General features: G+C 50.0%; 25 protein-coding genes. 3 read left to right on the top strand and 22 right to left on the bottom strand.

Features of this window, described 5'->3' with window-relative positions; translation table 11 throughout:
* Nucleotides 1-5: 5 nt before the first annotated feature.
* The 12 genes from rplI to ACGTIC_RS03030 all read right to left on the bottom strand — a co-directional run bounded on the left by rplI (nt 6) and on the right by ACGTIC_RS03030 (nt 10,831).
* Entirely contained in the window at nt 6-452 is a 447-nt protein-coding gene (gene rplI, locus ACGTIC_RS03085; protein WP_059077015.1) for a 50S ribosomal protein L9, read from the bottom strand.
* Nucleotides 449-2,458: a DHH family phosphoesterase gene (locus ACGTIC_RS03080; protein WP_113855346.1), complete on the bottom strand. Its 2,010-nt coding sequence runs from the start codon at nt 2,456-2,458 to the stop codon at nt 449-451. The genes rplI and ACGTIC_RS03080 overlap by 4 nt, the downstream gene beginning before the upstream one ends.
* A gap of 17 nt (nt 2,459-2,475) precedes the next feature.
* Nucleotides 2,476-3,432, bottom strand: a complete 957-nt coding sequence (locus ACGTIC_RS03075) for a DUF2232 domain-containing protein (RefSeq protein ID WP_059077017.1) — start codon at nt 3,430-3,432, stop codon at nt 2,476-2,478.
* An 85-nt stretch (nt 3,433-3,517) separates the two neighbouring features.
* On the bottom strand, nt 3,518-5,179 hold the full coding sequence (locus tag ACGTIC_RS03070) for a ribonuclease J (RefSeq protein ID WP_059077018.1): 1,662 nt from the start codon (nt 5,177-5,179) through the stop codon (nt 3,518-3,520).
* Between the two features lie 167 nt (nt 5,180-5,346).
* Nucleotides 5,347-6,276 carry a hypothetical protein gene (locus ACGTIC_RS03065; RefSeq protein ID WP_059077019.1) on the bottom strand — a complete coding sequence of 310 codons (930 nt, stop codon included), beginning with the start codon at nt 6,274-6,276 and terminating at the stop codon, nt 5,347-5,349.
* 20 nt (nt 6,277-6,296) lie between these two features.
* Entirely contained in the window at nt 6,297-7,097 is an 801-nt protein-coding gene (thiD, locus tag ACGTIC_RS03060; RefSeq protein WP_113855345.1) for a bifunctional hydroxymethylpyrimidine kinase/phosphomethylpyrimidine kinase, read from the bottom strand.
* Between the two features lie 30 nt (nt 7,098-7,127).
* Nucleotides 7,128-7,625, bottom strand: a complete 498-nt coding sequence (locus tag ACGTIC_RS03055; RefSeq protein WP_113855344.1) for a histidine phosphatase family protein — start codon at nt 7,623-7,625, stop codon at nt 7,128-7,130.
* Nucleotides 7,626-7,651: 26 nt separating this feature from the next.
* A complete protein-coding gene (locus ACGTIC_RS03050; RefSeq protein WP_059077022.1) occupies nt 7,652-7,966 on the bottom strand; it encodes a helix-turn-helix transcriptional regulator in 315 nt (104 codons plus the stop codon).
* A 150-nt stretch (nt 7,967-8,116) separates the two neighbouring features.
* Complete coding sequence (locus ACGTIC_RS03045; RefSeq protein WP_113855343.1) at nt 8,117-8,887, bottom strand: serine hydrolase; 771 nt, start codon at nt 8,885-8,887, stop codon at nt 8,117-8,119.
* A complete protein-coding gene (locus ACGTIC_RS03040) occupies nt 8,880-9,338 on the bottom strand; it encodes a Fur family transcriptional regulator (protein ID WP_059077024.1) in 459 nt (152 codons plus the stop codon). The genes ACGTIC_RS03045 and ACGTIC_RS03040 overlap by 8 nt, the downstream gene beginning before the upstream one ends.
* A gap of 4 nt (nt 9,339-9,342) precedes the next feature.
* Complete coding sequence (locus ACGTIC_RS03035; RefSeq protein WP_075581874.1) at nt 9,343-10,161, bottom strand: metal ABC transporter permease; 819 nt, start codon at nt 10,159-10,161, stop codon at nt 9,343-9,345.
* The gene (locus ACGTIC_RS03030) at nt 10,154-10,831 is read right to left on the bottom strand and encodes a metal ABC transporter ATP-binding protein (protein WP_059077026.1); all 678 of its coding nucleotides are present in this window, start codon (nt 10,829-10,831) and stop codon (nt 10,154-10,156) included. Before ACGTIC_RS03030 ends, ACGTIC_RS03035 begins: the two co-directional genes overlap by 8 nt.
* Nucleotides 10,832-10,951: 120 nt before the next feature.
* Here ACGTIC_RS03030 and ACGTIC_RS03025 point away from each other — a divergent pair, with 120 nt between their 5' ends.
* Nucleotides 10,952-11,872: a metal ABC transporter solute-binding protein, Zn/Mn family gene (locus tag ACGTIC_RS03025; RefSeq protein ID WP_075581873.1), complete on the top strand. Its 921-nt coding sequence runs from the start codon at nt 10,952-10,954 to the stop codon at nt 11,870-11,872.
* 82 nt (nt 11,873-11,954) lie between these two features.
* Here ACGTIC_RS03025 and ACGTIC_RS03020 read toward each other — a convergent pair whose 3' ends face one another.
* Both ACGTIC_RS03020 and ACGTIC_RS03015 read right to left on the bottom strand, forming a co-directional pair.
* A complete protein-coding gene (locus ACGTIC_RS03020) occupies nt 11,955-13,292 on the bottom strand; it encodes an acetyl-CoA hydrolase/transferase family protein (protein ID WP_113855342.1) in 1,338 nt (445 codons plus the stop codon).
* A 48-nt stretch (nt 13,293-13,340) separates the two neighbouring features.
* Nucleotides 13,341-14,555 (bottom strand): MalY/PatB family protein, encoded by a 1,215-nt coding sequence (locus ACGTIC_RS03015; protein ID WP_075581871.1) that lies wholly within the window; start codon nt 14,553-14,555, stop codon nt 13,341-13,343.
* Between the two features lie 392 nt (nt 14,556-14,947).
* Here ACGTIC_RS03015 and ACGTIC_RS03010 point away from each other — a divergent pair, with 392 nt between their 5' ends.
* Nucleotides 14,948-15,649, top strand: a complete 702-nt coding sequence (locus ACGTIC_RS03010) for a helix-turn-helix domain-containing protein (protein ID WP_113855341.1) — start codon at nt 14,948-14,950, stop codon at nt 15,647-15,649.
* A gap of 62 nt (nt 15,650-15,711) precedes the next feature.
* On the opposite strand, the gene ACGTIC_RS03005 is transcribed toward ACGTIC_RS03010, so the two are convergent.
* The 7 genes from ACGTIC_RS03005 to ACGTIC_RS02975 all read right to left on the bottom strand — a co-directional run bounded on the left by ACGTIC_RS03005 (nt 15,712) and on the right by ACGTIC_RS02975 (nt 22,570).
* On the bottom strand, nt 15,712-17,049 hold the full coding sequence (locus ACGTIC_RS03005; RefSeq protein ID WP_257536623.1) for a M20/M25/M40 family metallo-hydrolase: 1,338 nt from the start codon (nt 17,047-17,049) through the stop codon (nt 15,712-15,714).
* Nucleotides 17,050-17,167: 118 nt separating this feature from the next.
* On the bottom strand, nt 17,168-17,917 hold the full coding sequence (locus tag ACGTIC_RS03000) for an amino acid ABC transporter ATP-binding protein (RefSeq protein WP_059077034.1): 750 nt from the start codon (nt 17,915-17,917) through the stop codon (nt 17,168-17,170).
* Between the two features lie 17 nt (nt 17,918-17,934).
* The gene (locus tag ACGTIC_RS02995) at nt 17,935-18,600 is read right to left on the bottom strand and encodes an amino acid ABC transporter permease (protein WP_394542145.1); all 666 of its coding nucleotides are present in this window, start codon (nt 18,598-18,600) and stop codon (nt 17,935-17,937) included.
* A 60-nt stretch (nt 18,601-18,660) separates the two neighbouring features.
* A complete protein-coding gene (locus ACGTIC_RS02990) occupies nt 18,661-19,455 on the bottom strand; it encodes an amino acid ABC transporter permease (RefSeq protein ID WP_234995414.1) in 795 nt (264 codons plus the stop codon).
* A 19-nt stretch (nt 19,456-19,474) separates the two neighbouring features.
* Entirely contained in the window at nt 19,475-20,338 is an 864-nt protein-coding gene (locus ACGTIC_RS02985; RefSeq protein WP_059077036.1) for a transporter substrate-binding domain-containing protein, read from the bottom strand.
* 40 nt (nt 20,339-20,378) lie between these two features.
* On the bottom strand, nt 20,379-21,377 hold the full coding sequence (locus tag ACGTIC_RS02980) for a uroporphyrinogen decarboxylase family protein (protein WP_113855340.1): 999 nt from the start codon (nt 21,375-21,377) through the stop codon (nt 20,379-20,381).
* A 422-nt stretch (nt 21,378-21,799) separates the two neighbouring features.
* Nucleotides 21,800-22,570, bottom strand: coding sequence for an SDR family NAD(P)-dependent oxidoreductase (locus ACGTIC_RS02975; protein WP_113855339.1), 771 nt, complete (start codon nt 22,568-22,570; stop codon nt 21,800-21,802).
* Nucleotides 22,571-22,708: 138 nt separating this feature from the next.
* On the opposite strand from ACGTIC_RS02975, the gene ACGTIC_RS02970 reads away from it, so the two are divergent.
* Nucleotides 22,709-24,109: an FAD-binding oxidoreductase gene (locus tag ACGTIC_RS02970; protein ID WP_059077039.1), complete on the top strand. Its 1,401-nt coding sequence runs from the start codon at nt 22,709-22,711 to the stop codon at nt 24,107-24,109.
* A 96-nt stretch (nt 24,110-24,205) separates the two neighbouring features.
* Here ACGTIC_RS02970 and ACGTIC_RS02965 read toward each other — a convergent pair whose 3' ends face one another.
* On the bottom strand, nt 24,206-25,366 hold the full coding sequence (locus tag ACGTIC_RS02965) for a sugar MFS transporter (protein WP_257536622.1): 1,161 nt from the start codon (nt 25,364-25,366) through the stop codon (nt 24,206-24,208).
* Between the last annotated feature and the right edge of the window lie 197 nt (nt 25,367-25,563).

Raw genomic sequence — 25,563 nt, 5'->3', positions numbered from 1 at the left:
AGGAATTATTCTTCTACGACATGAATTTTAATTTCACTGGAAATAGTAGGATGGACATGAATCACGACATCGTACGTTCCCAAAGCTTTAATCGGATTCTTGATTTCTACTTTCTTCTTGTCTAAATCGATATTATATTGCGCTTTAGCGGCTTCGCTGATTGTTTTCCCCGTAATAGCGCCAAAAATCTTTCCACCTTCTCCGACGCGGACAGGAATCGTCAGTTCTACCTTTTTCAGCTGGCTGGCAAGGATAAGGGCTTCATCAGAAGCGACCTGTGCCTTGTGGACAGCGGCAGCCTTTTTCTGTTTGGCATCGTTGATATTGCCGGATGTTCCCGGTGCAGCCAATTTGCGGGGCAGCAGGAAATTGCGGCCATAGCCTTCGGATACTTCTATGATATCGCCTTTTTTACCTAATTTTTTTACATCCTGTAATAATACTACTTTCATACTGTATCTCTCCCTTTATCGAGTACTTCATGGATGGCATCCATGACTTCATCTTGTGCTTCTATGAGCGTGCGCCCTTTGAGCTGTACGCCGGCGACCGTGCGGTGGCCGCCGCCGCCAATGGCTTCCATAATGAGCTGCACATTGATATCACCCTTGGAACGGGCGCTGACACCTATGATATTATCGGGTAATTCATAAAATGTAAAGGCTGCTTCTACATCAGTAATATTGACCAGCATATCGGCTACCTGGGCGGATATGATCTGAGCGTTGGGAACCTCTTTGGGACAGCTCGTCATGGCGATACCATCAGCAATGCGCGCTTCCGACAGCAGCCGTGCCTTAAGTTTGACCGAATCAAAATCAGAACTGAACAATTCGCGGACAATATCCGGATCTGCGCCACAGCGGCGCAGATAGGCAGCCGCGTCAAAGGTGCGCACACCCGTCTGGACAGAAAAATTCTTCGTATCGACGACGATGCCAGCATAGAGGGCGGTCGCTTCGATTTTCTGCAGTTCCGGGTCTTCGTCAAAATATTGCAGTAATTCTGTCACCAGTTCGCTCGTCGAGGAACTGGACGGTTCCGTATACACGAGCAGTGGTTTTTTGATGAAATCACTGCTGCGGCGATGATGATCGATGACGACACGCCGTTCCGTCTTATCGAGAAGCTGCGGTGCCACGGTCATATCCGGCCGGTGCGTATCGACGATGAACAGCAGGGTCTGGTCATTGCAGGCCACTTCGGCCATATCGGCCGTGATGAGCAGGTCCTTAAACTCCGGCACGTCGCGGATTTCCTTTTCAATCCGGCTGATGGCTTCCGTCTGGCGGCTGATGACGATATGAACCGGTTTGCCCCCGATTTTTGCCATGCGTGCTACGCCGATAGCGGCGCCGATGCTGTCATAATCTTCCCGTTCATGGCCCATGATGAGCACCAGATCAGAGGTTTCAATGAGTTCTCTGATAGCCTGAGATACGACTCTGGCACGGACGCGGGTATTTTTTTCTACAGACCGGGTCTTTCCGCCATAAAAATGCGCGGTCCCATCTTCTTCATAGACGACGACCTGATCGCCGCCACGCCCCAGGGCCAGGTCGAGTCCGGAATGAGCCTTGTCCGCCAGTTCGTTGAAATTGGCCTTTCCTTGTGTAACAATATCTTCAGAAAACGCGGCTATCCCCATGCTGACCGTAACGGGTATGCGGTTGACCGTATGGATAGAACGGATTTGTTCCAAGAAGGAGAAATTATCTTCCTTCAGCGTATTCAGCGCTTCCCGGCTCAGGCAGGCTATATAATTGTCATTGCCATAAGAACGGACAAACGCATTGTGTGCTGTCAGCGCATCAATCAGACAATTGTTGACGTTGGTCCAGAGCGTCGCCTGCTGTACGGCCGTCATGCCTTTACCAACTTCTTCCATATTATCGATGGCGATATCACAAAAGACAGGCATTGCAGCCAGACAATTCATTTTCTGCTGTTCCGTTTCCGTGATATCTTCAAAATACAATATGAGATAGTTGTCTTCTTCCGATCCCTCTGTCTGCAGATACTTATAGACTACGCGATAATAGCGCTTGCCAATATGTTCAAAAAAGTAACCGAATTTCCCCCAGAATTTGTCGATATTGAGGTTCGGCATAATATAATCCAGCCGCTGATCGTCTTCGATATCACCGACCCAGTCTCGGAATACGCTGTTAGCCCAGCACAGGCTCGATTCCATATCGACAATGGCGATGCCAATAGGCAGATTCTGGACGGCATAGGTCGATGCCTGGTCTACACTCTGGGAAATCGCATCGAAAAGCTGGCTGATTTCCCTGTTCCGTTCCGTATTGGTCTTATGCGTCAGAACATAGACGCCGCCGATGACAATGCCGGCAAGGAGCGCAATAATCCAGTTGTAAAAGGCAATGATCAGGAGCAGTACCAGCACGACGCCGATAAAGGTCTCTTCATTGCGGTTGGTTAATAATTTTTTAAACATATTCCCGCCTCCTGCGGTTACATGGCTTCCCGTTTTTTGCGGTAATTGAGCAGCATATCCGCGAGTCCGAAAATAAACGCCACAATCTGGAATATGGGGACAAAGAGTACGAGGATGACTATCATAGCCTGCGATCCCGATTTTAACACAAGCCGGTGTTGCAGCAGGTACAGAATAAAAGCCAGTCCTTCAATACAGATAAAAAATGAGGCCAGCTGATCGGCATTGACGGCCAGTATATTCAGCCAGTCAATGTGCCGGGACGTCCCCCAGTATTTCATGACCATAGCCAGTATATATAAGTATACCATAGCCCGTGGAATTTCCCAAAGCCGGATAGGGGGAAAGGGCAGAATATTATAGCCTTTGCGTGCCAGGACCGGCTGGGTAATGCGGATCTGCAGGTAGACCGTCATGAGAATTCCCATGCAGACCTGAAGTGGTATCATGACGGGAATGGTCTTCTTCAGCATTTCGACTTCCTGATGGACAGCTACTACCTGGGCCGAAGCGGGATTGCTCTGTATATAATACGCTACGGCTTCATCGGCTGCCTGGTTCACAATCTGCTGAAGCATATCGTATAATGGTACCTTTCCGATGACAGTCACACCGAGACAGGCGAGCAGGGCAAGGGCGATGATGCCGCCTGCCACAAATCCGAAGATGCGCAGTGGGGCGATACGGCGGCTATACCCGGTTCCTACAGCAAAGGCCATAACAGCCGGGATGCCCCACTGCAGCGCCGCCAGCACAGGAGAGGCCATAAAAGCCAGGACCAGCACAGGACCGGCCGCCAGTAGCAATGCCACTGGAAGTCCATACTGGACACACAGGACCGGCAAGTAAAATATAAGAATCAAAGCTCCGATAAAGGGCAGTCCCGGCACCAGCGGGGCCAGCAGCGCCATGATCAGCAGCAAAGCAGCAAAGAAGACGCCTGCTGTCCAGTAACCGGCACGTGTCTGCTCCATAGAGTTCCACTCCTTCCAGATAAAAGGGCTATCAAAACTGACAGCGGAGGCATAAACCTCCGCTGCCTGCTGTATGCAATTTAGGCTATACTTCCATGATGATAGGCAGAATCATGGGACGCCGCCGTGTTTTTTCATAGAGATAGCGGCTCAGCGTATCCCGGACCTGCGACTTAATGACAGCCCATTCGCGGATATTACCGGCTTCGCAGCGTTCCAGTACAGCTGCTACTTTTTCGTGGGCTTCACGCATGAGTTCTTCTGAATCCCGGACATAGACAAATCCACGGGATACGATATCCGGGCCTGCCAGAGCATGACTCGTGCCCTTTGCCAGGGTCATGACGACGATGACAACGCCTTCCATAGCCAGCTGCTGCCGGTCCCGGATGACGATATTACCTACATCGCCGACGCCGAGGCCATCGACAAAGACGCGTCCGGCATTGACATGGCCCGTCTTATGGCCGGAACGGTTGGAGAATTCGAAAATCTGCCCGTTATCGCCGATGAGGACGTGATCTTTCGCCACTCCCATCTGTACGGCCAGTTCCCCGTGTTTCCGCAGCATGCGGTATTCACCATGGACAGGGATGAAGTATTTCGGCTTGATCAGGCTGAGCATGATCTTCAATTCTTCCTGACTGGCATGGCCGGAAACATGCATTCTTTTATCCCGACCGGCAATGACCGTAGCGCCCAGCTTCATCAGGTTATCGATAGTCCGGCCCACACCGGTTTCATTGCCTGGAATCGGCGTTGCCGAGATAATAACCGTATCACCGGGCATGATGCTGACGCTGCGGTGATTATTAGATGCCATACGGGACAGGCCGGCCATAGGTTCGCCCTGGCTGCCCGTCGTCAGGATAAGCACCTGATCGGCTGGATAGCGGTTCAGTTCATCCGGTTCGATGAGCACGCCGTCCGGTACTTCCAGGTAGCCCAGATCAATGGCAATCTGCACGTTATTGACCATGCTGCGCCCGAGGACAGTAACTTTCCGTTTGAACAGTACGGCTGTATTGATAGCCTGCTGGATACGGGAAATGTTGGATGCAAATGTCGCCAGGATAATCCGGCCTTTCGCTTCGCCGAAGGCTTTGCGGAAGGCGACACTGACGGTTGTTTCCGACTCCGTATACCCCGGCCGTTCCGCATTGGTACTGTCTGACATGAGAAGCAGTACGCCGCGGCGGCCCAGGTCGGCAAATTTGTGGATATCCATAGGCAGTCCGTCTACCGGTGTCAGGTCCATCTTGAAGTCACCCGTATGGACAATGGTACCTACAGGCGTACGGAAGTAGAGAGCGCTCGCATCGGGGATGGAATGATTCGTATGAATGAACCCCACCTTCATACAGCCGATCTGCACTTCATCTCCATGATGCACTTCGTTTAACTGATAATTTGTAATATGATTTTCTTTTAACTTTCCTTCAATGAGACCGCAGACGAGTTTCGTCGCGTATACAGGCGCATTCACTTCATTCAGCAGATAGGATAAGCTGCCGATGTGGTCTTCATGACCATGCGTAATGACAATAGCCCGTACTTTATCTTTGTTTTCAATCAAGTAACTCATGTCGGGGATGACCAGGTCGATACCGAACATGTCATCGTCAGGAAATGCCAGCCCGGCATCGATGACAACAATATCATCGCCGTACTGGATAACGGTCATGTTCTTACCGATTTCACCCAGGCCTCCCAGAGGAATTACAAGAAGTTTTTCCTTCTTAGCCAATTTCTTACCTCCTATACATATTTGGGTTCGTGCTGTATCCGCTCAAACTACTTACTATTATTTTCTTTTATTTTGGGCTATCTGTCAATAACTATCGATTTTCTTTGACAAGAATTTTTCAAAATAACGATAAAAATATACACTATATGCCTGGCAAAAAGCATATATTATTTCTGGTCGCCGACCTGAAGCACGAGAATATTGCCATCTTTATCTTCTACCGCTTTTTTCTTAACTGATTCTGGTACAGTGAGATCAATCCCCTGAGGCAGCAGAGACCAGTCACAGTCAAAAGATACCGTACTATTCATGGCAAACTGTTTGGCCATAGCCAGTTCCGCTTTCTTGTCCGGTGCATAATCTGCTGCCTTATCGGCTATAGCCGATGTGACAGACCGCATCTGTGCCGTCAGCGGTACCGAGACATGGGTAATCCGGTGGGAACGGGGGTCAATGGTCAGCTGGGCCGATACATCGCCACTGTCCTTCAGAGCCAGAAGAACGGATTTCAACAGTTCCCGGTCCTCCGCTTTCGTAAGTCCCTGTTTTTCCCATTCCTTTTCGTCGCCATCTTTATAAATGCGGGACATATCATAGACGACATTATACCGGTCACCGCCGAGGGCCGTCACCGATTTAACGCCATTCAGGACATCTTTGTGCTGTTCATGACGAATGATTTCTGCCATAGAACGGCCGTCTTTCAGAGGTATGGATGCTTTCTTCCATACTGTTTTGGACGACTTGTTTTTATTCCGTTCTGTCTGGGGATAATAAATGACCAGTCTGGCCCCGTCCTGTTCCATGTAACCGGAAACTTTTTCACTGTCCCCGCCCTGGCTGCTTGTCGCCCACGTGTCGAAACGGGCTTTTGCTTCTGGTTCAAGCTGGATAAACGCCTGCTGATGGCCCGTAACGGTACCAACAAAGGGCATGACAATCTTCACCTGGGTCGTATACGTCCCTTCCGGATGGGTACTCATCGTATTCACTGCATCCATATAGGTCTGCTGCGGTGTCGCCGCAAAGGCCGCTCCGCCGATGGTACAAATTGCCGCCGCTGCCAGGGCAGCCTTTTTCAGTTTTTTTGTAAACATAGTATCACCTCACACCGGGGCTATTGCAGGCCCGCCTTTTTATATAATTCATAGAAATGATGGATCGGTCCGTGCCCCTTGCCAATCGGTTCGGCATGGGCAATCCCTTCATACACATACTGCTTGGCTTCCGCCACGGCATCGGCAAGGCTCATGCCATTAGCCAGGTCTGAAGCAATGGCGCTTGACAACGAACAGCCTGTACCGTGGGTACTCGTACTGTCTACGCGTTTGCCCTTGAAGTAATGGAGTTCCTGACCGTCAAATAAAATGTCCGTAGCATCTTCCACGCGGTGCCCGCCTTTGACCAGGACGGCCCTGGCACCCATGGCACTGATAGCTTTAGCCGCATCTTCCATGTCGGACAGGTTTTCTATCGTCTTTCCCGTCAGCACTTCTGCTTCAGGAATGTTTGGCGTAAGGACATCGGCCAGTGGAAGCAGGACTTCTTTCAGCGTCTGTTCCGCTTCGGGGACGAGCAGCCGGTGTCCGCTGGTAGCTACCATGACCGGATCAATGACGACAAAGCGCGGCTGATACTGCCGGAGTTTATCGGCAATGACGCGAATCGTTTCCGGCACACTTACCATGCCTATTTTGACGGCATCTACGTCGATATCTTCAAAGACAGCATCAATCTGGTCGGCAATGAGATCCGGCGTTACATCCATATATCCGCGTACGCCCTGTGTATTTTGCGAAACAACAGCCGTAATAACATTGAGGGCAAAACAGCCGTGGGCACAAAAGGTCTTGCAGTCCGCTGCCGCACCGGCACCACCGGACGGATCTGTACCGGCAATCGATAACACATGTTTCATATATAAAACCTCCCAAGAGTCAAAATCACATTACTGGGCAGCCTGTCCCAGGAACAGGCGCGCGCCAGCCGGGTGCAGATATAAAAGCAATTTTCCCTTTCCGAAGTTCCCATCATAGGGATCATACGAAACCAGGGCCATACTGGCCGTCTTGAATCCTGCAGAAGAACCGGTCCAGGCTTCGGTCCACCGGTCCAGATACGGCTGATGTCCGACAATCAGCAGTGTATCCATTTCCGGCAAGGCCTTCAGCTCCTCATACAGGCCGGAAAGGTCGCCATCGCCTATGTAGCAATCCGTGCGGATGGCGGCCGGCTGCAGGGACTGGCTCATGATATCTGCCGTCTGACAGGCCCGGATAAGCGGGCTCGTCCAGATGCGGGTCGTACCACCGGGCCACCATTTCCGGGCCAATGCCGCCATATCACGGACATCCTGTATACCCCGGCTGGTCAGAACGCGTCCGCTGTCATCCTGCCCGTCCCTGTATGGTTCCGCTTTACCGTGACGCATCAAACAAATATACATATAAATCCTTCTCTCTCAGCTACGGCTCATTCCGCCACATGCTCCAGCCCTACTTTCAGCAGGGTATATACGTGTTCATCGGCAAGGGAGTAATAAACCGTTTTTCCCTGACGCCGGAACTGGACAAGCGCCGCATCCCGGAGGACACGCAACTGGTGGGATACGGCCGATTGTTCCATGACCAGTTTGTCCGCCAGATCACTGACACAACACTCTCCTCCCATCAGTGCCTGCAGGATGCGCAGGCGCGTCGGGTCACCAAGGACCTTGAAAACACCTGCCAGCGGCACGATATATTCCTGTGGCACCGGAGCCTGCTGTGATGTTTCCTTTTCTGCCACTATTTCTCTCCCCTATTCCGTCTGGCATATGACTGCCACATATTATTGAATATCTTATTATATCATATGCGCATGATTTCTACAGCCTTTTTGTAGAAAAGTATTCTAAAAAATTTATAATATGTCTGAATATATCTGATTGCCGTGTTTCTATGACCGGGCCAGTTCATCATATACCGCCCGGGTAAAATACGAAAGCCCATAAAACAGACGGGGTTCATCGGATACGCCATCCGCCATGAGGCATAAAATGAACGGTCCGGACGGAGCATAAATGAGTCCACAGTCATGGTATATGCCATCCAGTTCCCCCGTCTTGTGATCCACCCGTACCGTATGAGGCAGCTGGGCCGGTAGGATGCAGTTATCTTCCTGATGGCTCAGGATATCCAGCATGCGCTGATCCCGGGCGGCATCGACGGCATGTCCTCGTGAAAGGAGCGAAAAAAAGCGCCCCATATCGGACACGGTCGTCATATTTTCCCGGCCATCCCGGCTGGCGATAAAGTCCATCATCTTGCGCTGCAGGATAGTGTGAGTCATTCCCAGACGCCGGATTTCCTCGTTGACCGCATCCATTCCCAGGCGGTCGATGAGAACGTTGGTACACGTATTGTCGCTTTCGACGATCATATGAAAAATCAGCTCGGAAATCGTGGCCAGTGTCCCGCCCCGTTTATAATAGGATCCGCCTTCTACGGGACTGGTAATCCGCAGCTTTTCCGAAAAAGATACCGTCCCTTCCTTGTCCTTGCGGAACAATGTACTCATGATGGGTAATTTTATCAGACTGGCCGACGGCAGGACCCGTTCATGATAGACAACGGGAGTCCCCTGCTCCAATGGGCGGCAATAGATGGACAAGTCCGTGCCGGCCGGAAGATATGGCGTCAGATGTTCTTCAATCCATTGACTATTCATGGTATTCTTTTCCCTCCCGTTTTTCCTTTTCCTGACAATCCCGGCACAGCCCGTATAATTCCAACCGGTGCCCTACCAGTTCAAATCCTGTTTCTGCTGCAACCTGTTTTTCAAAAGCCGAAAGAGGACAGGCCGAAATATCTACTTTTTTATGACACCGGATGCAGATGAGGTGATGAATATGACCGGGTACGCGCAAAAAATACCCGTAGCGGCGCACTTCCGGCAGGAAATCTTTTTCCACCAGTTTTTTTTCTTCAAATAAATCGAGTACGCGGTATACTGTAGAAACATTGACCGATGCCCCTCCGGCCAGGAGCTTCTGATAAATTTCTTCCGCCGTCACCAGTCCTTGCTGCTGCAGGAGCACTTCCAGTACCCAGCGCCGGGGCCGCGTATTTTTCATGCCATATTTATGGAGACACAAATCATATTTTTGCAATTCTGCCATCCTGTTACACCCCTTCCGGCCGTTTTTCCAATACCGTCCGCAGCTGTCTGCCAGCAATGACCAGAAGCAGCAGCAATACGGAAGTAATAGCCGTCACGCCACCTGGTGCCGCATCAATCCAATACGAAACAAACAGTCCGGATAAAATATCGATAAAGCTGAATACGACAGACCACTGCAGTGTACGGCGGAACCCCTGCTGCAGCTGGAGCGCCGTTGCTACCGGCAGAGCAATGAGTGAACTGATGACCAGGATACCGACGATGCGGATAGAAACAGAAATCGTCGCGGCTACGAGAATGGCAAAAATGTAATTAATAGCCCGGCAGCGGATGCCCGCGATGCGGGCCCCGTCTTCATCAAAGGTAATCATGACCAGCTGGGGATACAGCCAGAGAATCGTAGTGAGGGAAATGATACTGAGGATGACCACAGACCATACATCCGCTTGCGATACGGTAAGGATACTGCCAAACAGGAAGGACTCTACATTCGTATGGACCAGTCCGGCACTGATGATGGTAATGGCAATGCCGACGGAAAGTGACAGCACGATAATCAGCACGAGTTCGGCGTAGCGGCGGAACATGTTGCGCAGCACTTCGATGAGAACGCCAAAAAAGCTGGTCAGGCAAAACGCGCTGATAATAGGATTGACATCGATGAGGAGTCCCACGGCAACCCCTGCCAGCGATGCATGGGCCAGGGTATCTCCAATCATAGAGTAGCGGCGCAGGACGAGGAACATGCCTATCATGGGACAGACGAGAGATATGAGAAGAGCTACGATAAAGGCATTCTGCATAAAGGTGTATTCAAACATAGGATTCACTCCCTGTATTTTCAGAAACATATTCGCGGATATACTCATCAGGCGAGCAGAGATGACCGCTGCCACCGGCTACGTGGTACATATATTGGGAATTGCGCATAGCCGCCCGCAGATTATGTTCCACTGTGACGATGGTGATGCCATGCTCTGTATTGAGCTGTTTCAGGAACGGATATAATTCTGCCTGGGACTTGACATCAATTCCCGTAGACGGCTCGTCCAGTATGAGAAGGTCTGGATGGGCCATGAGAGCCCGGGCAATGAATACTTTCTGGCACTGCCCGCCTGACAGGTTTCCGATGAGTGATTCCCCGTAGGCATCCATTTTCATGAGCCCCAGATAATGGCTGACCGCTTCTTTATCCTTTATGCCGAGGACTTTACGGTATGTATTCATCACTTCACGCACCGTAATGGGAAATTGGCGGTTCAGCGTTTCAAACCGCTGGGGCACGTAGCTGGTCCGCTTGAAATCATTGACCAGTGTGCCCCTGGATGGCTTTAACAGCCCGAGAAGCAATTTTATGAAGGTACTTTTTCCAGATCCGTTTTCTCCTACAATAGAGATATAATCCCCATTGTGGATAGTCAGATTCAAATCGCGCAGCAAATAGGGTGTCCCCGTTTCATATGCGTAATAGACATGAGATATGGTAATCATAAGGCAGTCTCCTCTGTATATTGACAAGTAGTGTAATATATTATATCCTAATCCTAACCGCAAGTGCAAGTGATTTGCATTTATATATCTTTTTCATTTATAAGATAGGAAGCTGCCTGTATGAAACGTCTTTTCTATATATTCACTATCCTGTTGCTTCTCCTGCTCGGCGGATGTGCCCCGGAAAACAAAAAAACACCTCCTCCAGAAGCGGGAAAACTCCCGGTCGTCGTTTCCTTCCACGCTATGGGAGAACTGGCCCATGCCATCGGCGGAGACAAGGTCGATATCCACATGATCATACCGGAAGGGGAAGAACCGCATGACTTCCAGCCTAAATCATCCGATTTGACGGCCTTATCCCAGGCCCGTATCTTTATCATCAACGGCTGTGGACTGGAAACCTGGGCTGATAAAGCGGTAGAAGCAGCGGGAAATGAACAGCTTGCTGTTGTCACGGCATCAGACGGAGCCGATATCCACTATGTAGAAATGAAGCAGATTCTGCCCGGCCGGAAGCCGGAAAAACAGGCCGATCCTCATGTCTGGCTGAGTCTGAAAAATGCCAAGATAGAAGCGCGCAACATACGCGATGCTTTCGCCGCAGCTGACCCGGACCATGCAGACTATTATACCCAGCGGTATATGGAATTTGTTCAGAAAACAGATGCGCTGTACGCCCGGTACCAGCTGAAATTTAATACGGCCCCATCCCGGACGTTCGTCACCGGTCATGCAGCCTTTGCGTATCTGGCCCGGGACTTCGGCCTCCGCCAGCTCAGTCTGACTAATGTCTTTGCCTCGGGAGAACCCAGTGCCCGTCATATGACAGAATTGGCTGATGCCTGCAAAGCCGCCCATGTCCAGACCATTTTCGTAGAAAACATGGAAAGTCCCAAAATAGCGGAAACCCTGGCCCAGGAAACAGGAGCCAGCCTGGAATCGATAGATACGCTGGAAGAAGGAGACGAGGACGAAACGTACCTTTCTGTCATGGAAGACAATCTGGAAAAAATATACACATCCCTCCAGGAATCGTAATTAAATAAAAAGAGAGGGGGCCGCAACATGAACATTCCCGTTCATGTTGCGGCCCCCTCTCTTTTATCTATTGATAGTAATATTATCGTTTATGAGAAGCGCGCCATATGTGCTGGGCTTCCGCCGCACGGATCAGAGATTCGCGGAAATCGGGATGGGCAATGGCAATGAGCGCTTCTGCCCGCTGCCACGTCGTCCTGCCTTCCAGTTCTGCTATCCCGTATTCCGTTACGATACACGGAGCTATGGCCCGTACCGTCGTAACGATATCGCCATGTGAGAAAAACGGCTGTATGCGTGAATGTACGATACCCTGCCGGTCTGTATACGTCGAAGGCATAGTCAGAAAGGCCTGCCCATGAGGAGACCAGAAGGCACCGCTAATAAAATCGACCTGTCCCCCCGAGCCGCTGATATGCCAGAGGCCAGCCGATTCCGAGCAAACCTGTCCATATAAATCGACGGCCAGGCAGCCATTGATAGAAACGAACTGGTTCAGCTGACGGATCTGATCCACGTGATTGACATATTCAATAGGGGCTGATAGTAATGCCCGGTTGTGATCGACGAAATCGTACAGTTCCGTGCTGCCGGCACAAGTACCATACACGCCTTTGCCCGGCAGGAGTTCTTTTCTGCGATTCGTTATCTTCCCTGCCTCATACAGTTTCAGGCAGCCATCACTGAGATATTCCGTATGCATGCCCAGATCTTTCAGATCCGAATCGGCAATGAGCATCCCCAGGGCATTGGGAATACCGCCGACACCGATCTGCAGCGTCATACCGTCTTTCAGATAGGGGAGCAGCCAGGCCGCAATTTTCTTATCGATTTCCTGTACGGGCGGATTGGGTGCCATAAGCACCGGTACATCACTTTCCACGATAGCATCAATATCGGAAATATGAATAAAATCTCCTCCCAGGCCGTACGCTTCCGGCAGGTTGGGGTTAACTTCGACGATGATGCGGTCTGCTGCATCGAGAGCGCCCTGAGTGGCCGACGGATTGCAGGCAAAACTGAAGTTCCCATGACGGTCCATAGGAGAAACGGTCATCATGACAACATCGACCGGTGCCATTCCCCGGCGGTAATATTCTGCCAGATGACTGTACTGAATCGGGGCGAAATAAGCCCGGCCTTCATTGACATCCCTGCGGTCTATCTGGCTGCTATGCCAGGTATGATACGTAAAAGATACGCTATGGGGATCTTTTTCCAATATCTGCGGCCGTTTCAGGCAGAACATGCAGCGGATCTTCACATCGGCCAATTCCCCTGTCCGTTCTGCCAGGGCCTCATCGAGAAGCTGGGGAAAGGTAATACCCTGGGTGTAATCGACCCAGTCCCCGTCGCGGATCAGCTGCACTGCCTGCTGCGGTGTACAGCGTTTGCTCATGTATTCACTCTGGTAATCCATCAGCTCATCTCCCATCTGACTGACACCGTTTCTGCCTGACAATCCCTATTATCGTTCCTTGATGGCCTTGACGATGCGTTTCATCCCTTCGGCTATGATAGAGCGCGGCATGGCCAGATTGAGGCGGATATAGCCCTTGGCGTTATCGACAAAGAGCGCATCTCCTCCTTCCAGCAGTACGCCGGCTTTATTGGCCATAAAGTCAGGAATATCTTCCACATCGCCGAGATACGGATTCATGTTGACCCATGCCAGATAGGTTGCCTGTGGAATCTGGAAGGTGATATCCGGGAGTTCTCTGTCCAGAGTGTCCTTCACAAACTGGAAATTCCCGTCCAGATACGTCTTGAGCTGGTCCAGCCATTCACTCCCGTGTTCGTAAGCTGCCTGATGGGCGGCGATAGAAAGGGGATTTACGTTCATAGCATAGGCATTGGTCGTACCGATATAGAGATCGCGCAGCCCTTTATCGCGGATGATGATTTCGGCAAACATCATACCAGCCATATTGAAGCACTTGGAAGCTGACGTGCAAGTAATCAGTTTTTGATAATCCGGCATAATTTTAGCCATAGGAATGTGATGGACACCCTGCCGGAGTATATCACAATGGATTTCATCACTGATGATCCAGAGATTATATTTTTCTACAATAGCTGCTACTTTCCGCAGTTCTTCTTCCGTCCAGACGCGTCCCGTCGGATTCTGGGGATTACACCAGATGAGAAGCTTGGCCAGCGGGTTGGCTGCATCCCGTTCGAGGGAATCAAAGTCGATGGACCAGTTGCCTTCGTCATCGCATTTCATCTTATTATGAATAGCGTGTTTGTGCCGTTCATCGACAGGGTGTTGAAAATATCCGTATGCCGGCGTATTGATGATGGCATAATCATGGTCGCCCAGGAGCAGATCTACCAGCGTATACAAAGCCGGTATGATTCCCAGGGAAAAGCAGATTTCTTCTTTCGGATAGGTCCAGCCGTACATCTTTTCACTCCAGGCATTGTAAGCCTGGAAAAATTCCGGTTCAAACACCTGGCTGTATCCGATAATGCGCTTGTCGGCCCGGTCTTTGATTGCCTGGATAATAGCCGGGCACATGGCAAATTCCATATCGGCTACCCACATGCGGACAAATTCATCGTCCTTGAACGGAAAGGTCTTTTTCCCTTCAAAATCATGGAAAATGTAGCCACGGAACCCATCCGTATTGAGTGCATTCGTATGTCTCCTATCGACGATTTCATCAAAATTATACTTCATGTATCCCACTCTCCCTTGCTAAAAAATATACCATAAGACGCCTTGCTATAATTACTATATCAAGAAATGCATCCCCCGGCAAATATTTTATACTATACCGGCATGCCACATATTTACCAATTTTCTACAAATATGTGATTATTCAGAATTATAATTATTATAGGTAAGAGCGCTCTGTTTATGCTCATACTATATCAGTTCCGATGTCCACTGGCAAAAGCCCCTATGTTTCGTTTAAAGACATAAACATAGTCATTATGTTTCTTTAAGCGAAACATAAGAGCCAATCATCTTCCAATTTCATCAGAAGACATGTTTTTTCAATTGTTTTTTTTATTTTGAATATTTTAAAGAAACAAAAAAACGTGTACAATGACATCAGAGGTGATTTCATGTCTCTGGTAACAGAAAATACGGGTAAGGCAATCCGTACATTCCGGAAAAAGAATAAGCTGACCGTCCAGGAACTGGCGGATCGTATCTGTAAGAGCAAAGCAACAGTTTCCAAATATGAAAGCGGTAAAATTTCTTTGGATTTGGATACCCTGTTCGATATTGCACAGGTATTACAGGTCCGCCTCGAGCAGTTATTATACATGCCACCGGAAAATGTCCCAACAGAAACTGTAACCGTTCCCAATTTCTTCAAAAATCTGAATCACATGTACATATATATGTATGATGGCCGTAATAACCATCTGAACCGCACGATTATCGATGTATTTCCGGAAAATCAGCATATATTTCCAGCCATCATGTACATGAATATAAAGAATTATGATGAATATCAGAATTGTGAAAACACTTATACAGGAACAATATCCCATTACGACGCCCTGACCACTATGGAATTCCAGAATCAGGATACCTATATAGAAAAATATATTATCCGTGTCCTCGCGTCGTTTTTAGATGCTCCCACCAAATGGGCCATGGGATTCGGCGTTTCTTCCCGACCATTAATGCCCGTCGCTACCAAAATGCTTATTTCAAAAAAAATTCTCCCGGAAACAGACGACCTCATCAAATCTCTGATGATTTCCAAAGAGGATATCCGCCGCATGAAGCAATACAACATGCTATCTTTCGTATAAGTAAAAAAACTGGCTTATGGAACAAAATACTCCATGAACCAGTTTTTTTTAGGCTTATTCTGTTATGCATTGTAATTTTCCATCAGTCTGCGGAAGAAATTACGAGATCCCGGAAGTGCGGCAGCAGGAATGCGTTCGTTGACACCGTGCATGGGCCCCCACGTATCGTCCTGTTCATAGCCACTGAAAAGGAAGATGTGTTTAGCAATGTCCTTATAATAGCGGGAATCTGTCGCAAACAGCATCAGTTCCGGCATGACGATGACATCGTCGCCGTATACATCGTGGATAGTCTGTTCGACCAGACGGAATTCTTCACTGTCCGGGGTGTCTTCGTTGACCGGGTCGATGCCGGATACGCAGCGGACCTGAATGCCACCGGTGAGGTGCTGCTGGATATACGCCAGAATTTCGTCCCCCGTTTCCCCGGGAAGTACGCGGGCACTGATGGTAGCGCTTACGTGTGCCGGGATGACGTTAGGCTGCTGGGCTCCCTGGGCCATGGTCACACATATCGTCGTATGGAGCAGCGCATCGAGGCGGGCATCCTGACGGGCCAGTTCACACACTTCATCCCAGTACCGGTCGGGGTCACTGAAAATCCGCTGTTTATCCCCCGTTTCCAGTTTAGCCATACCTTTCAGCTGACCCCGGGATAAATCCGTCAGTTTATACGGACGGGGATGATCTTCCAGTGCCACGATGCAGCGGGCCAGAGCTCCCATATCCGTATGCAGTCCCGGTACACTGGAATGGCCGCCTGTCCCGTCTTTATAGAGTTCGTAGACAATCTGCGACTTATCTCCCAGACCGACGTGGGCAATGCGGTGCCCCTTATCGTCGGTCGTCACACTGCCGCCTTCGTCAAAGAGAACGATCTGATGAACGCCCCGTGCCGCCAGTGCTTCCTTGAGAAGCCGTCCGCCGTCTTCCCCGCTGATGGTATAAATTTCTTCACTGTATCCCAGTGCAATGTAGAGGTCATAGGAAGGACGGAATCCATCGGAAAAGGCGGCTTCCACGGCTTCCATTTCTGCCAGGAAGAGGTGTTTGCAGTCTGTCGTACCCCGTCCCCAGATGATGCCATCTTCATAAGCGCCGGAAAAAGGTTCTTTCTTCCAGAGTTCCAGGGCTCCCGGTTCGACTACGTCCTGATGGGCGCTGAGTACGAGCGGCGTTTTTTCCGGATGGCCCGAATCATAATGAAACAGCAGGCCCGCCCGGCCAACCGGAATGACTTCAAACAGTTTATATATAACAGGATAGTAGGCTTCCAGCAGGGCATGAAGCTTGGTAAATTCCCGCCAGTCCACTTTATCCAAATCTTCATTAGAAATGGTCTGACAGGCAATAAAGTGCTGCAGATGATCTGTCAGTTTCTGTTCTTCTGTAAAAGCCATATTGCATTCCTCCTTTAGATACCATCATCATATACAGGTTTGTCTGTTGCGTCAATACACATAATGAAAAGAGGAACTATTTTCCGTACAAGTTCTGTCAGAAATAGCTCCTCTCTGATTATTCGTAAGTATGGCAGAGGACGCGGTGCAGGAACTTTTTAGTCCGTTCTTCTTTGGGATGCTCGAAAATATCTTCCGACGTCCCTTCTTCGACGATGACACCGCCATCCATAAAAATAACGTGGGTTGCCACATCGCGGGCAAATTTCATTTCATGGGTCACGACAATCATGGTCGTTCCGGCTTTTGCCAGGTCCCGCATGACTTTCAGTACTTCCCCGACCAGTTCCGGATCAAGGGCCGATGTCGGTTCATCAAACAGGATGACATCGGGCTTGACAGCCATGGCCCGGGCAATTCCTACGCGCTGCTGCTGGCCGCCGGAAAGCTGGGACGGATAATAGTCCATCCGTTCCGCCATGCCGACACGCTGCAACGCGTCGCGGGCAATGGCTTCGGCATCAGCTTTTTTCATTCCCCTGCCCGTAGTCAGACCGAGAGTCACATTTTCAAGGACCGTCTTATTGGCAAAGAGGTTGTATCCCTGAAATACGAAAGCCGTCTTTTTCCGCACGGCCGTAATATCTTTTGTCGAAGGATGGCTGAGATCGATGTGCATACCGGCAAAATCCATTTCCCCGGCATCGGCCTTTTCCAGAAAATTCAGGCAGCGCAGGAATGTCGTCTTGCCCGACCCGCTGGGGCCCAGAATGACGACAACGTCGCCTTTTTCAATATCCATATGCACGTCTTTCAGTACTTCCAGATCGCCAAAGCTCTTGCGGACATGCTTAATTGACAATAACATGGGATAAATCTCCTTTCTTATGCACCGGCCCGGAAGGCACCTACATGCTGTTCTGCAAATTTATATGCCAGCTGGATGACCGTACATACGATGAGATATACAATAAACACATCCAGGTACGATTCGATATAGTTATAACCATAGGAAGCGGCAATTTTTCCGATAGCCAGGACATCTTTGACAGTCATAAGGAATGCCAGGGAAGTCCCTTTGATCAGATTGACCGTAATATTGCAGACCGCCGGCAGCGCTACGACCATAGCCTGGGGAATGATGACTTTACAGTATGTCTGGAATTCCGAAAGGCCGATAGAAACGCCGGCTTCAAGCTGTCCCTTAGGGATACTCAGCAGAGCCGAGCGGAATACTTCTGCCAAAAGGGCGATGGTATTCAGGGAAAAGACGACAACCGCATACCAGAACGGGTCGACGCTGTCGAAGACATTGAAGTCTGAGCCCAATGCTTTGACAACGACGTTGAGAAAGCTTGGGAGCAGGCTATAAAGAAGCAGAATCTGCAGAATAATAGGCGTACCCCGGACAAAGGATATATAAGCCTGGGTAATGCCACTGCCGATGAGATTGCCTTTAATGCGGAGGACCGCCATATAAAACGCAATCGGTGCCGCAATGAGGAGACTCAGGGCTGTCAGTCCCAGTGTCGTGCCAATGCCCCCCCCCATACCTTATAAAAGGTTTCTATCATAAATGTATAATCCAGTTCCATATGGTTACTCCTTTTTCTAGCCCTGACGCTGAATGCGCCGCATCAGCGCCGGTACGCTTTTCCATACAGGCAGTATGCGTGCTTTTGCCTGTGCCGGATTCTTTGCCCGCAGGCTCTGCCCTTTGTCAAGATGTTCTTCCAACCGGAGGAATCCCTTGGCAATGCAGGTCGTCATAATCCAGTAGACAATCATGCAGGCCAGATAAATTTCCACACCATATGCCCCAAAGTTCTGGGCAATGATCAGATTTCCCTTGCCAATCATATCGATGAGGCCGATGGTGTAGGCCAGGGCCCCTTCTTTCAGCAAATTGATGACGGAATTGCCAAAGTTCGGCAGGGCTATGACTGTAGCCTGGGGCAGCATGACCTGGCGGAATGCCTGAAACGGGGTCAGGCCAATGCTGACTGCCGCTTCATACTGCCCTTTGGGGACAGCCTGATAGGCGGCCCGGAATACTTCAGAAATATAGGCGCCAAATAACAACGTAAAGGTGATGATGGCAAAGACGGCACGGTTTGTATCGTTGATATCATAATCGGTCATCGACTCCACCAGTTTCGGCAGACCGTAAAATACGATGAACAACAGGACAATGGAGGGCGTGCAGCGCATGATATAGATGTAACCGTTGGCAATCCAGCGCAGCACGCGGTGGTGACCCGTCCTGGCCCAGGCCAGTATCATCCCCAGCAGAGAGCCGAGGAGGATACTTGTGACGGCTACGAGCAAAGTCACGTCCAGATAGGACAGAAGGTCCGGTATGACCTGTACGATCATGGACGGATCAAATACTCTCGTACTATTCACAAAGCACTCCTCCTCTCACTTACTGTCCGATATACTGGGACAGGCTTTCACCAAAATATTTTTGTTCCAGTTCGGCAATCTTTCCTTCATCACGAAGTTCTTTGATAGCCTGATCGACTTCGTCTTTCAATTTCGTTTCTTTCTTATTGATCAGCGGATAAGTCGGGATACCTTTGTAGCGGATATAGGTCAGCTGATCGTTGAACTGATGGTACGGAGCGTCGTCTTTGACGATATTGTTCTTGTAGCTCAGTTCAACTTCCAGATAGGCATCATAGCGGCCTTCCATGACCCAGCTGTAGGCATCGGCAATCTGGAATGCTTCCGACGATTTCAGGTCGATGGGCTTATCCGGATGTTCTTTATTGTATGTATCAATGACCATGTAGCGCGCATCCTGTGGGGCAATCGGCACGAGTTTGCCACTGTACTGGGCAAAGGAATCCATGTCTTTTACTTTATCGGCTTCATCTTTGCGGATGACCAGGCCTATGACGCTGGCACCGATGTAATTATCAGTAAAGAGATATTTCTTTTCCCGGGCTGCCGTTTTCCAGATGCCCTTGGTACCAATGGTGTATTTCCCCGATTCGACACCGATCAGAAGATCGTCGTCCGAGGTCGGCGTGAATTTCCATTCGTACTGCGGCAGTTTTTTGGCAACTTCTTTCATGACTGCTACTTCAAAGCCGTCGGCTTCTCCTTTGTCATTGACGAAATCATAAGGTACATAGTAATTCGTATACGCTACGTTGACGACTTTTTTCTTGCCGCCATCGCCGGCTGCAGCACTATCTTTCTTGCTGCATCCGGCAAGGCCGGCTGCGACGACACCAATCAAAGCGGCTGTGATGACAAATTTCCCTAATTTTTTTATATTCATGATATATTCCCCCTATATGCTTTACCCGTTATAATATCTATTATTTTGCAGCTTCCCGTACCCATTCAAAACGCTGCCAGTCCGTATCGCGCGGCACCGTGCAGTCTGCACCGAGGATGACGCCCTGCCGTCCGGCATGGTCCAGGATACGCTTCGTTTCGGCCTGTACTTCTTCTTTCGTACCATTGTACAGTACTTCCGTTTCCAGATTGCCAAATCCGCCGAGAGCAGCCCGGCCGCCAAAAATCTTCCTTCCTTCTTCCAGAGGCACGCCTTCGACGACAGCCGCCCAGTTAATGGTCTTCACATCGTAATCGGCATACCAGGTCAGATCATTGCGGTGGCCGGACCAGCCGCAGATATGGAGGATGTTGTAATCGCTTGCACTGTTAGCCGCGGCGAGGATCTGTTTTTCACCCGGCGCCAGCACCTGATCGTAAACATCTTTCGTAATTCCCTCACCGAGCAGATTCTGGAGACTGAAGTAAATACCGGTCACGCCGCCTTCGGTAATAATCCGGCGGGCCAGTTTTGCCAAATCTCCGGAAATGACATCGAGTCCCTGACGGACGGCGTCTGCATCTTCCTGTATAAGACGGCTCAGCCAGGCATCGCCCTGGGTAATATCGGGAAGCATGAATTTCACTGTCGTACCGGCGCAGAAGAGATTGTAAAACATGGCTACGTCATTACCGTATTTACTGGTCAGTCTCTTTGCATAGGCAATCTGCGTCGTAAACCACGGATCATCGTCAGCAAGGGGCTGGATCCGCTTGAAATCGGCCGCGCTTTTCAGATTGAATGCCGTTCTATTTTCATAAGGAAAGAATCCATCGGTCATGATTTTTACAAAATCCGGCTTGGCCGTTTCGATGTATTTCGTCTGTCCCGCATAGAGCTGTTCGATCAATTCCGGATGCTGAAACGAATCGGAATGGATTTCATCTCCCAGGAAATGAAACCAGAATCCCACAGGAACACGGTCTACCGGCTTGTTATCCATAGCGGCTAATACTAATTCTTTTTTACTCTGTGTCATAGTCATATCCTCCTCTATTACTCCCATCACATTTCATGAATTTTTAAAATATGTTTTGAAACATTGGCGAAATATCCTCGTTTTTCCCATTTAGAGACAAAAAAAACACCGTCCCCATGACAGAGACGGTGGTCCGTGGTTCCACTCTGCTTACAGCAAATGCTGTATCTCGGCCCCCGTAACGTGGGAAATCCGTATGAGCCTACTCGATTCGGCACATCCGCTCGCGGAGGCATTCCAGCGCATTTGGCTTCTGCAGGAACTCTCAGCCTGGATTCCTGCTCTCTGTCTGACCGCCTGCGTGTACTTGTTCCGGTCTTGGCGTTTCCAATGTTTACGAACATAGTACACTTTAAAACAGCACTTGTCAAGTGGACTTTTAAAAAATTAGAACATAATTCAATTTTATTTTTAGAATGTCATTATTCCCCATAGGAATACCCCGGATTCAGGGTCACACTACGGCCGCCGGAAATCTCAAGAGACGCTGCCGTCATATAGGAAGCCTGGGAGCTGGCCAGAAAGACAATAGGTCCGGCAATTTCTTCCGTTGAAGCGGCCCGGCGCAAGAGGCAGGTACGGCTCTGCTTTTCCAGATCAGCAGGGGCAATGGTCGCCCGGACCAGCGGCGTCAGCGTAAATCCCGGCAGTATGGATACGACACGGATGTGCTTTGACGCCACTTCCCCGGCAAAGGTATTGGTGAAGTTGACAACACCTGCTTTAAACGCTCCATAGAGCGTAGCCCGCCCGGATGTCGCACACCGCGCCGCCAGAGATGCCACATTGACAATGACCCCGCCCTGACGGGACAAATAGGGTACGGCTGCCTGGCTTCCCATGACGACGGATTTGAAATTGACGGCATAGGTCCGGTCAATTTCTTCTCCCGTATACCACGTCCCCTTCCGGGCAATGGTCGCACCGACATTATTAACCCATACGTCTATGCGGCCGAACGTATCAAAGACGCGTCGGGCAAAGTCATGGACATCGTCTTCCTTTGTCATATCACACGATACGCCAAAAGCCCGCGGCCCCAGTTCTGCCACGGCATGCGCCAATACGTTTTTTCTGCGTCCACATATAGCGGTATAGGCCCCTTCGGCAATAAAAGCTCTGGCAGCTGCAAATCCGATACCTTCACTCCCACCGGTAATAACGACAACTTTATCCTGCAATCCCATGTCCATATAAATCACTCCTTTTCGGTATAGTCTAGCAAACATAATTACACATTGCAAATAAGAATAGGAAATGACTCTTTCCAGCCTGCAGAAATGTGATAGAATATACGCATAATCAGATTACTTTATGACAGGAGGATCATTATGGAAACGTATCAGCCCATCACACCGGAAATCATTGAAAAACTCAAAGCCATTACCGGCCCTTCTTACGTAAAAACAGATAAAGACATACTGCTCCAGTACCAGACAGATTACGAAACGGACCCGCGCCGCTTCCATCTACCGGAAGCAGCCGTCATCCCGGCCAATGCCGAAGAAATTTCCCAGATTGTCAAACTGGCCAATGAATATCATTTTCCCATTACCGTCCGCAGTGGCGGCACAAGCCTGGCCGACGGTGCCATCCCTGTCTGCGGCGGCCTTGTCCTGTGCATGGAACGGCTCAACAAAATCATTGAACTCAATGAAGAAGGCATGTATATGACCGTCGAAGCCGGCGTGCGTACGGTAGATCTGCAGAAAGAAGCCAAAGCTCATGGCCTGCTCTACGCCGGAGACCCCTCCAGTGCAGAAAGCTGCATGATTGGCGCCAATCTGGCAACCAACGCCGGCGGCCTCAAAGCCGTCCGCTACGGCGTCACACGTCATCAGGTCTATTGTCTGGAAATGGTCACGCCGACCGGCGATATCGTCGAATGCGGCCGCATCCTGAAGAAATGCTCCACCGGCTACGACCTGGAACAGCTCATCATCGGCAGCGAAGGAACGCTGGGCATCATCACTAAAGTCACAGTCAAACTCATTCCCCTGCCGCCGTACCGGTTTGACGTCCTCGCCGTGTACACAGACCCGCGCAAAGCGCTGTACATGGTTCCCAAACTGCTTAAGGCCGGCATCGACCCGACCAGCGTGGAATACATGGATAACTCCTATGTCCGTGACACCGCCGATTATTGCCACTATTCGGATATGCCTCACTATGAAGACGGCATTTACGTCATCATCACCGTAGAAACGTTCCGTGAAGACGAACTGGACAGCAAGATGGAAAGTGTCTGCACCATCTGTGAAGAATCAGGCGCCGTCGATGTCCTCGAAGCGGATGAACGCATCTGGAATATGCGCCGCAATGTCCAGACATCGTGTGAAATGGTCAGCAAAGTCTTCCTCACCGATGACGTCGTCGTACCGGTCCACAAAATCGCTTCGACCATCGAAAAAATCATGGAAATCGGCGAAGATTACCCGTTCCAGGTCAAGATTAATGCCCACATCGGCGACGGCAACCTGCACATCGTCCTGTGCAAGATGGATATGAGCGACGAAGAATGGGAAACGAGCGTCGAAAAATTCCATCAGCAGGTATACGCCTATGCCTACAGCGTCGGTGGACGCCTGGCTGGTGAACACGGCATCGGAGCCAAGAAGCTCAAGTACATGGAAGAATTTACACCTAAAGGAGAACTGGCTATCATGAAAACCATCAAACGGGCCATGGATCCTAACAACATCCTCAATCCGGGAAAACTGATTGATGCATAAAAAAAGCGGCTGTCGTCCGAAGACAGCCGCTTTTTTGAGTTTGAAGTTGAAAGTTTGATGTGGATGGACTTTAATTTAAAACCAATGTTTCAAACGTCAAACATTCTTTAAGAGCCGCAGAGCTATGACCGACATGACGACCAGAAGAACCGTGACCAAGCCGAAGGAAGCATACAGGCTGAAGGCACGGCCGATAAAGCCGAGAACAGCCGGAGCCAGCAGAATCCCCACATAGCCGATGGTACTGACCGCCGAAACAGCATCCGCCACAGGCATGACCTTCTGCGTACCCAGCAGTGAGTAAAAGACCGGTACCGTATTGGCACAACCCACGCCAATCAGAATAAATGCCAAAAAGAGCAGCGGTCCCGGTGGCAGGAATAAAATGCCAAGAAATCCGGTAAAGGCGATGGGCAGAGAAACGGTCAGAATATGCCGGCTGCCAAAATGCATGACCAGGGAATCACCGGGCAGGCGCATGAGAAAGGCCGCTGCCGTAAACAGCGTCAGACCCAGCCCGGAATAAGAAATATCCACTCCCTTTTCTGTCGTCAGGAATACACCACTCCAGTCATTGATAGACCCTTCGACAAGAAAGGAGATGGTACAGATGACGCCGATAAGCAGAATATACGGCTTAGGCCGCACAAAATGGGAAGACCCGCGATTTCCCTGCCGATTCTGCATCAGGTGGGGAGCAAAAAAGAACAAGCATCCGGCAATGACCATAGTCGCCGCCAGAGCCACCAGTTTCCAGTGCAGTCCCAACGAGAGAAGCAGGGCGAAAAAAGCGGCGCCGGAAAAATTGCCCAGAGACCACATAGCCTGCAGTCCCGACATGAGCCTCTTGTGGATTTTCCGCTCTATATAAATGCCATTGATATTGACCACCACATCCGAAAGCCCCAGGGATGCTCCCAGTATAACAGCAAATCCTATCGCCCCGGCATAGACCGGCGCATGGCACAGCCCATTGAGACAGACAATCATACCCAGACCGCCCACGGTCAGTGAACGGCGGCATCCCAGCCGGGCCGCGATGGCACCGGCAAAGAACATCATGACCAGTGCCCCCGCTCCCAGTGTAAGGAGCAGAATGCCCAGGTGGTCATCGGGTATTTCCAGATTATGTTTCAAAAAAGGAATCAGAGATGCCCAGGCCGTAAAACCGAAACCGCCGAGGAAATAGAAGGCTTTTGCAGAATATATTTCCCAACGTATCTTTTTCTTATGCTCCATAGCTTCTGTATACCCCATTGGTCATCACCTCCACAAACAAAAATGCCGGACAAGAACCGGCAGGACATCCATATCTTACTTCGACAGGTATCCGTACGCAGAGACCTGTCCTCCGATATTTCGTCTGCCGACATCTTATCCGGCTGTATACATTACGGTTATACATCCTCCGATGAGCAGTATGTATTGTAACATGAAAAGACACATTCTGACAA

Origin of the sequence: Megasphaera hexanoica, assembly GCF_043520715.1 — a bacterium.
Taxonomy (GTDB): domain Bacteria; phylum Bacillota; class Negativicutes; order Veillonellales; family Megasphaeraceae; genus Megasphaera; species Megasphaera hexanoica.
Note: the sequence above shows the minus strand (reverse complement) of the source record. Positions and strands in the feature narration are given on the sequence as shown.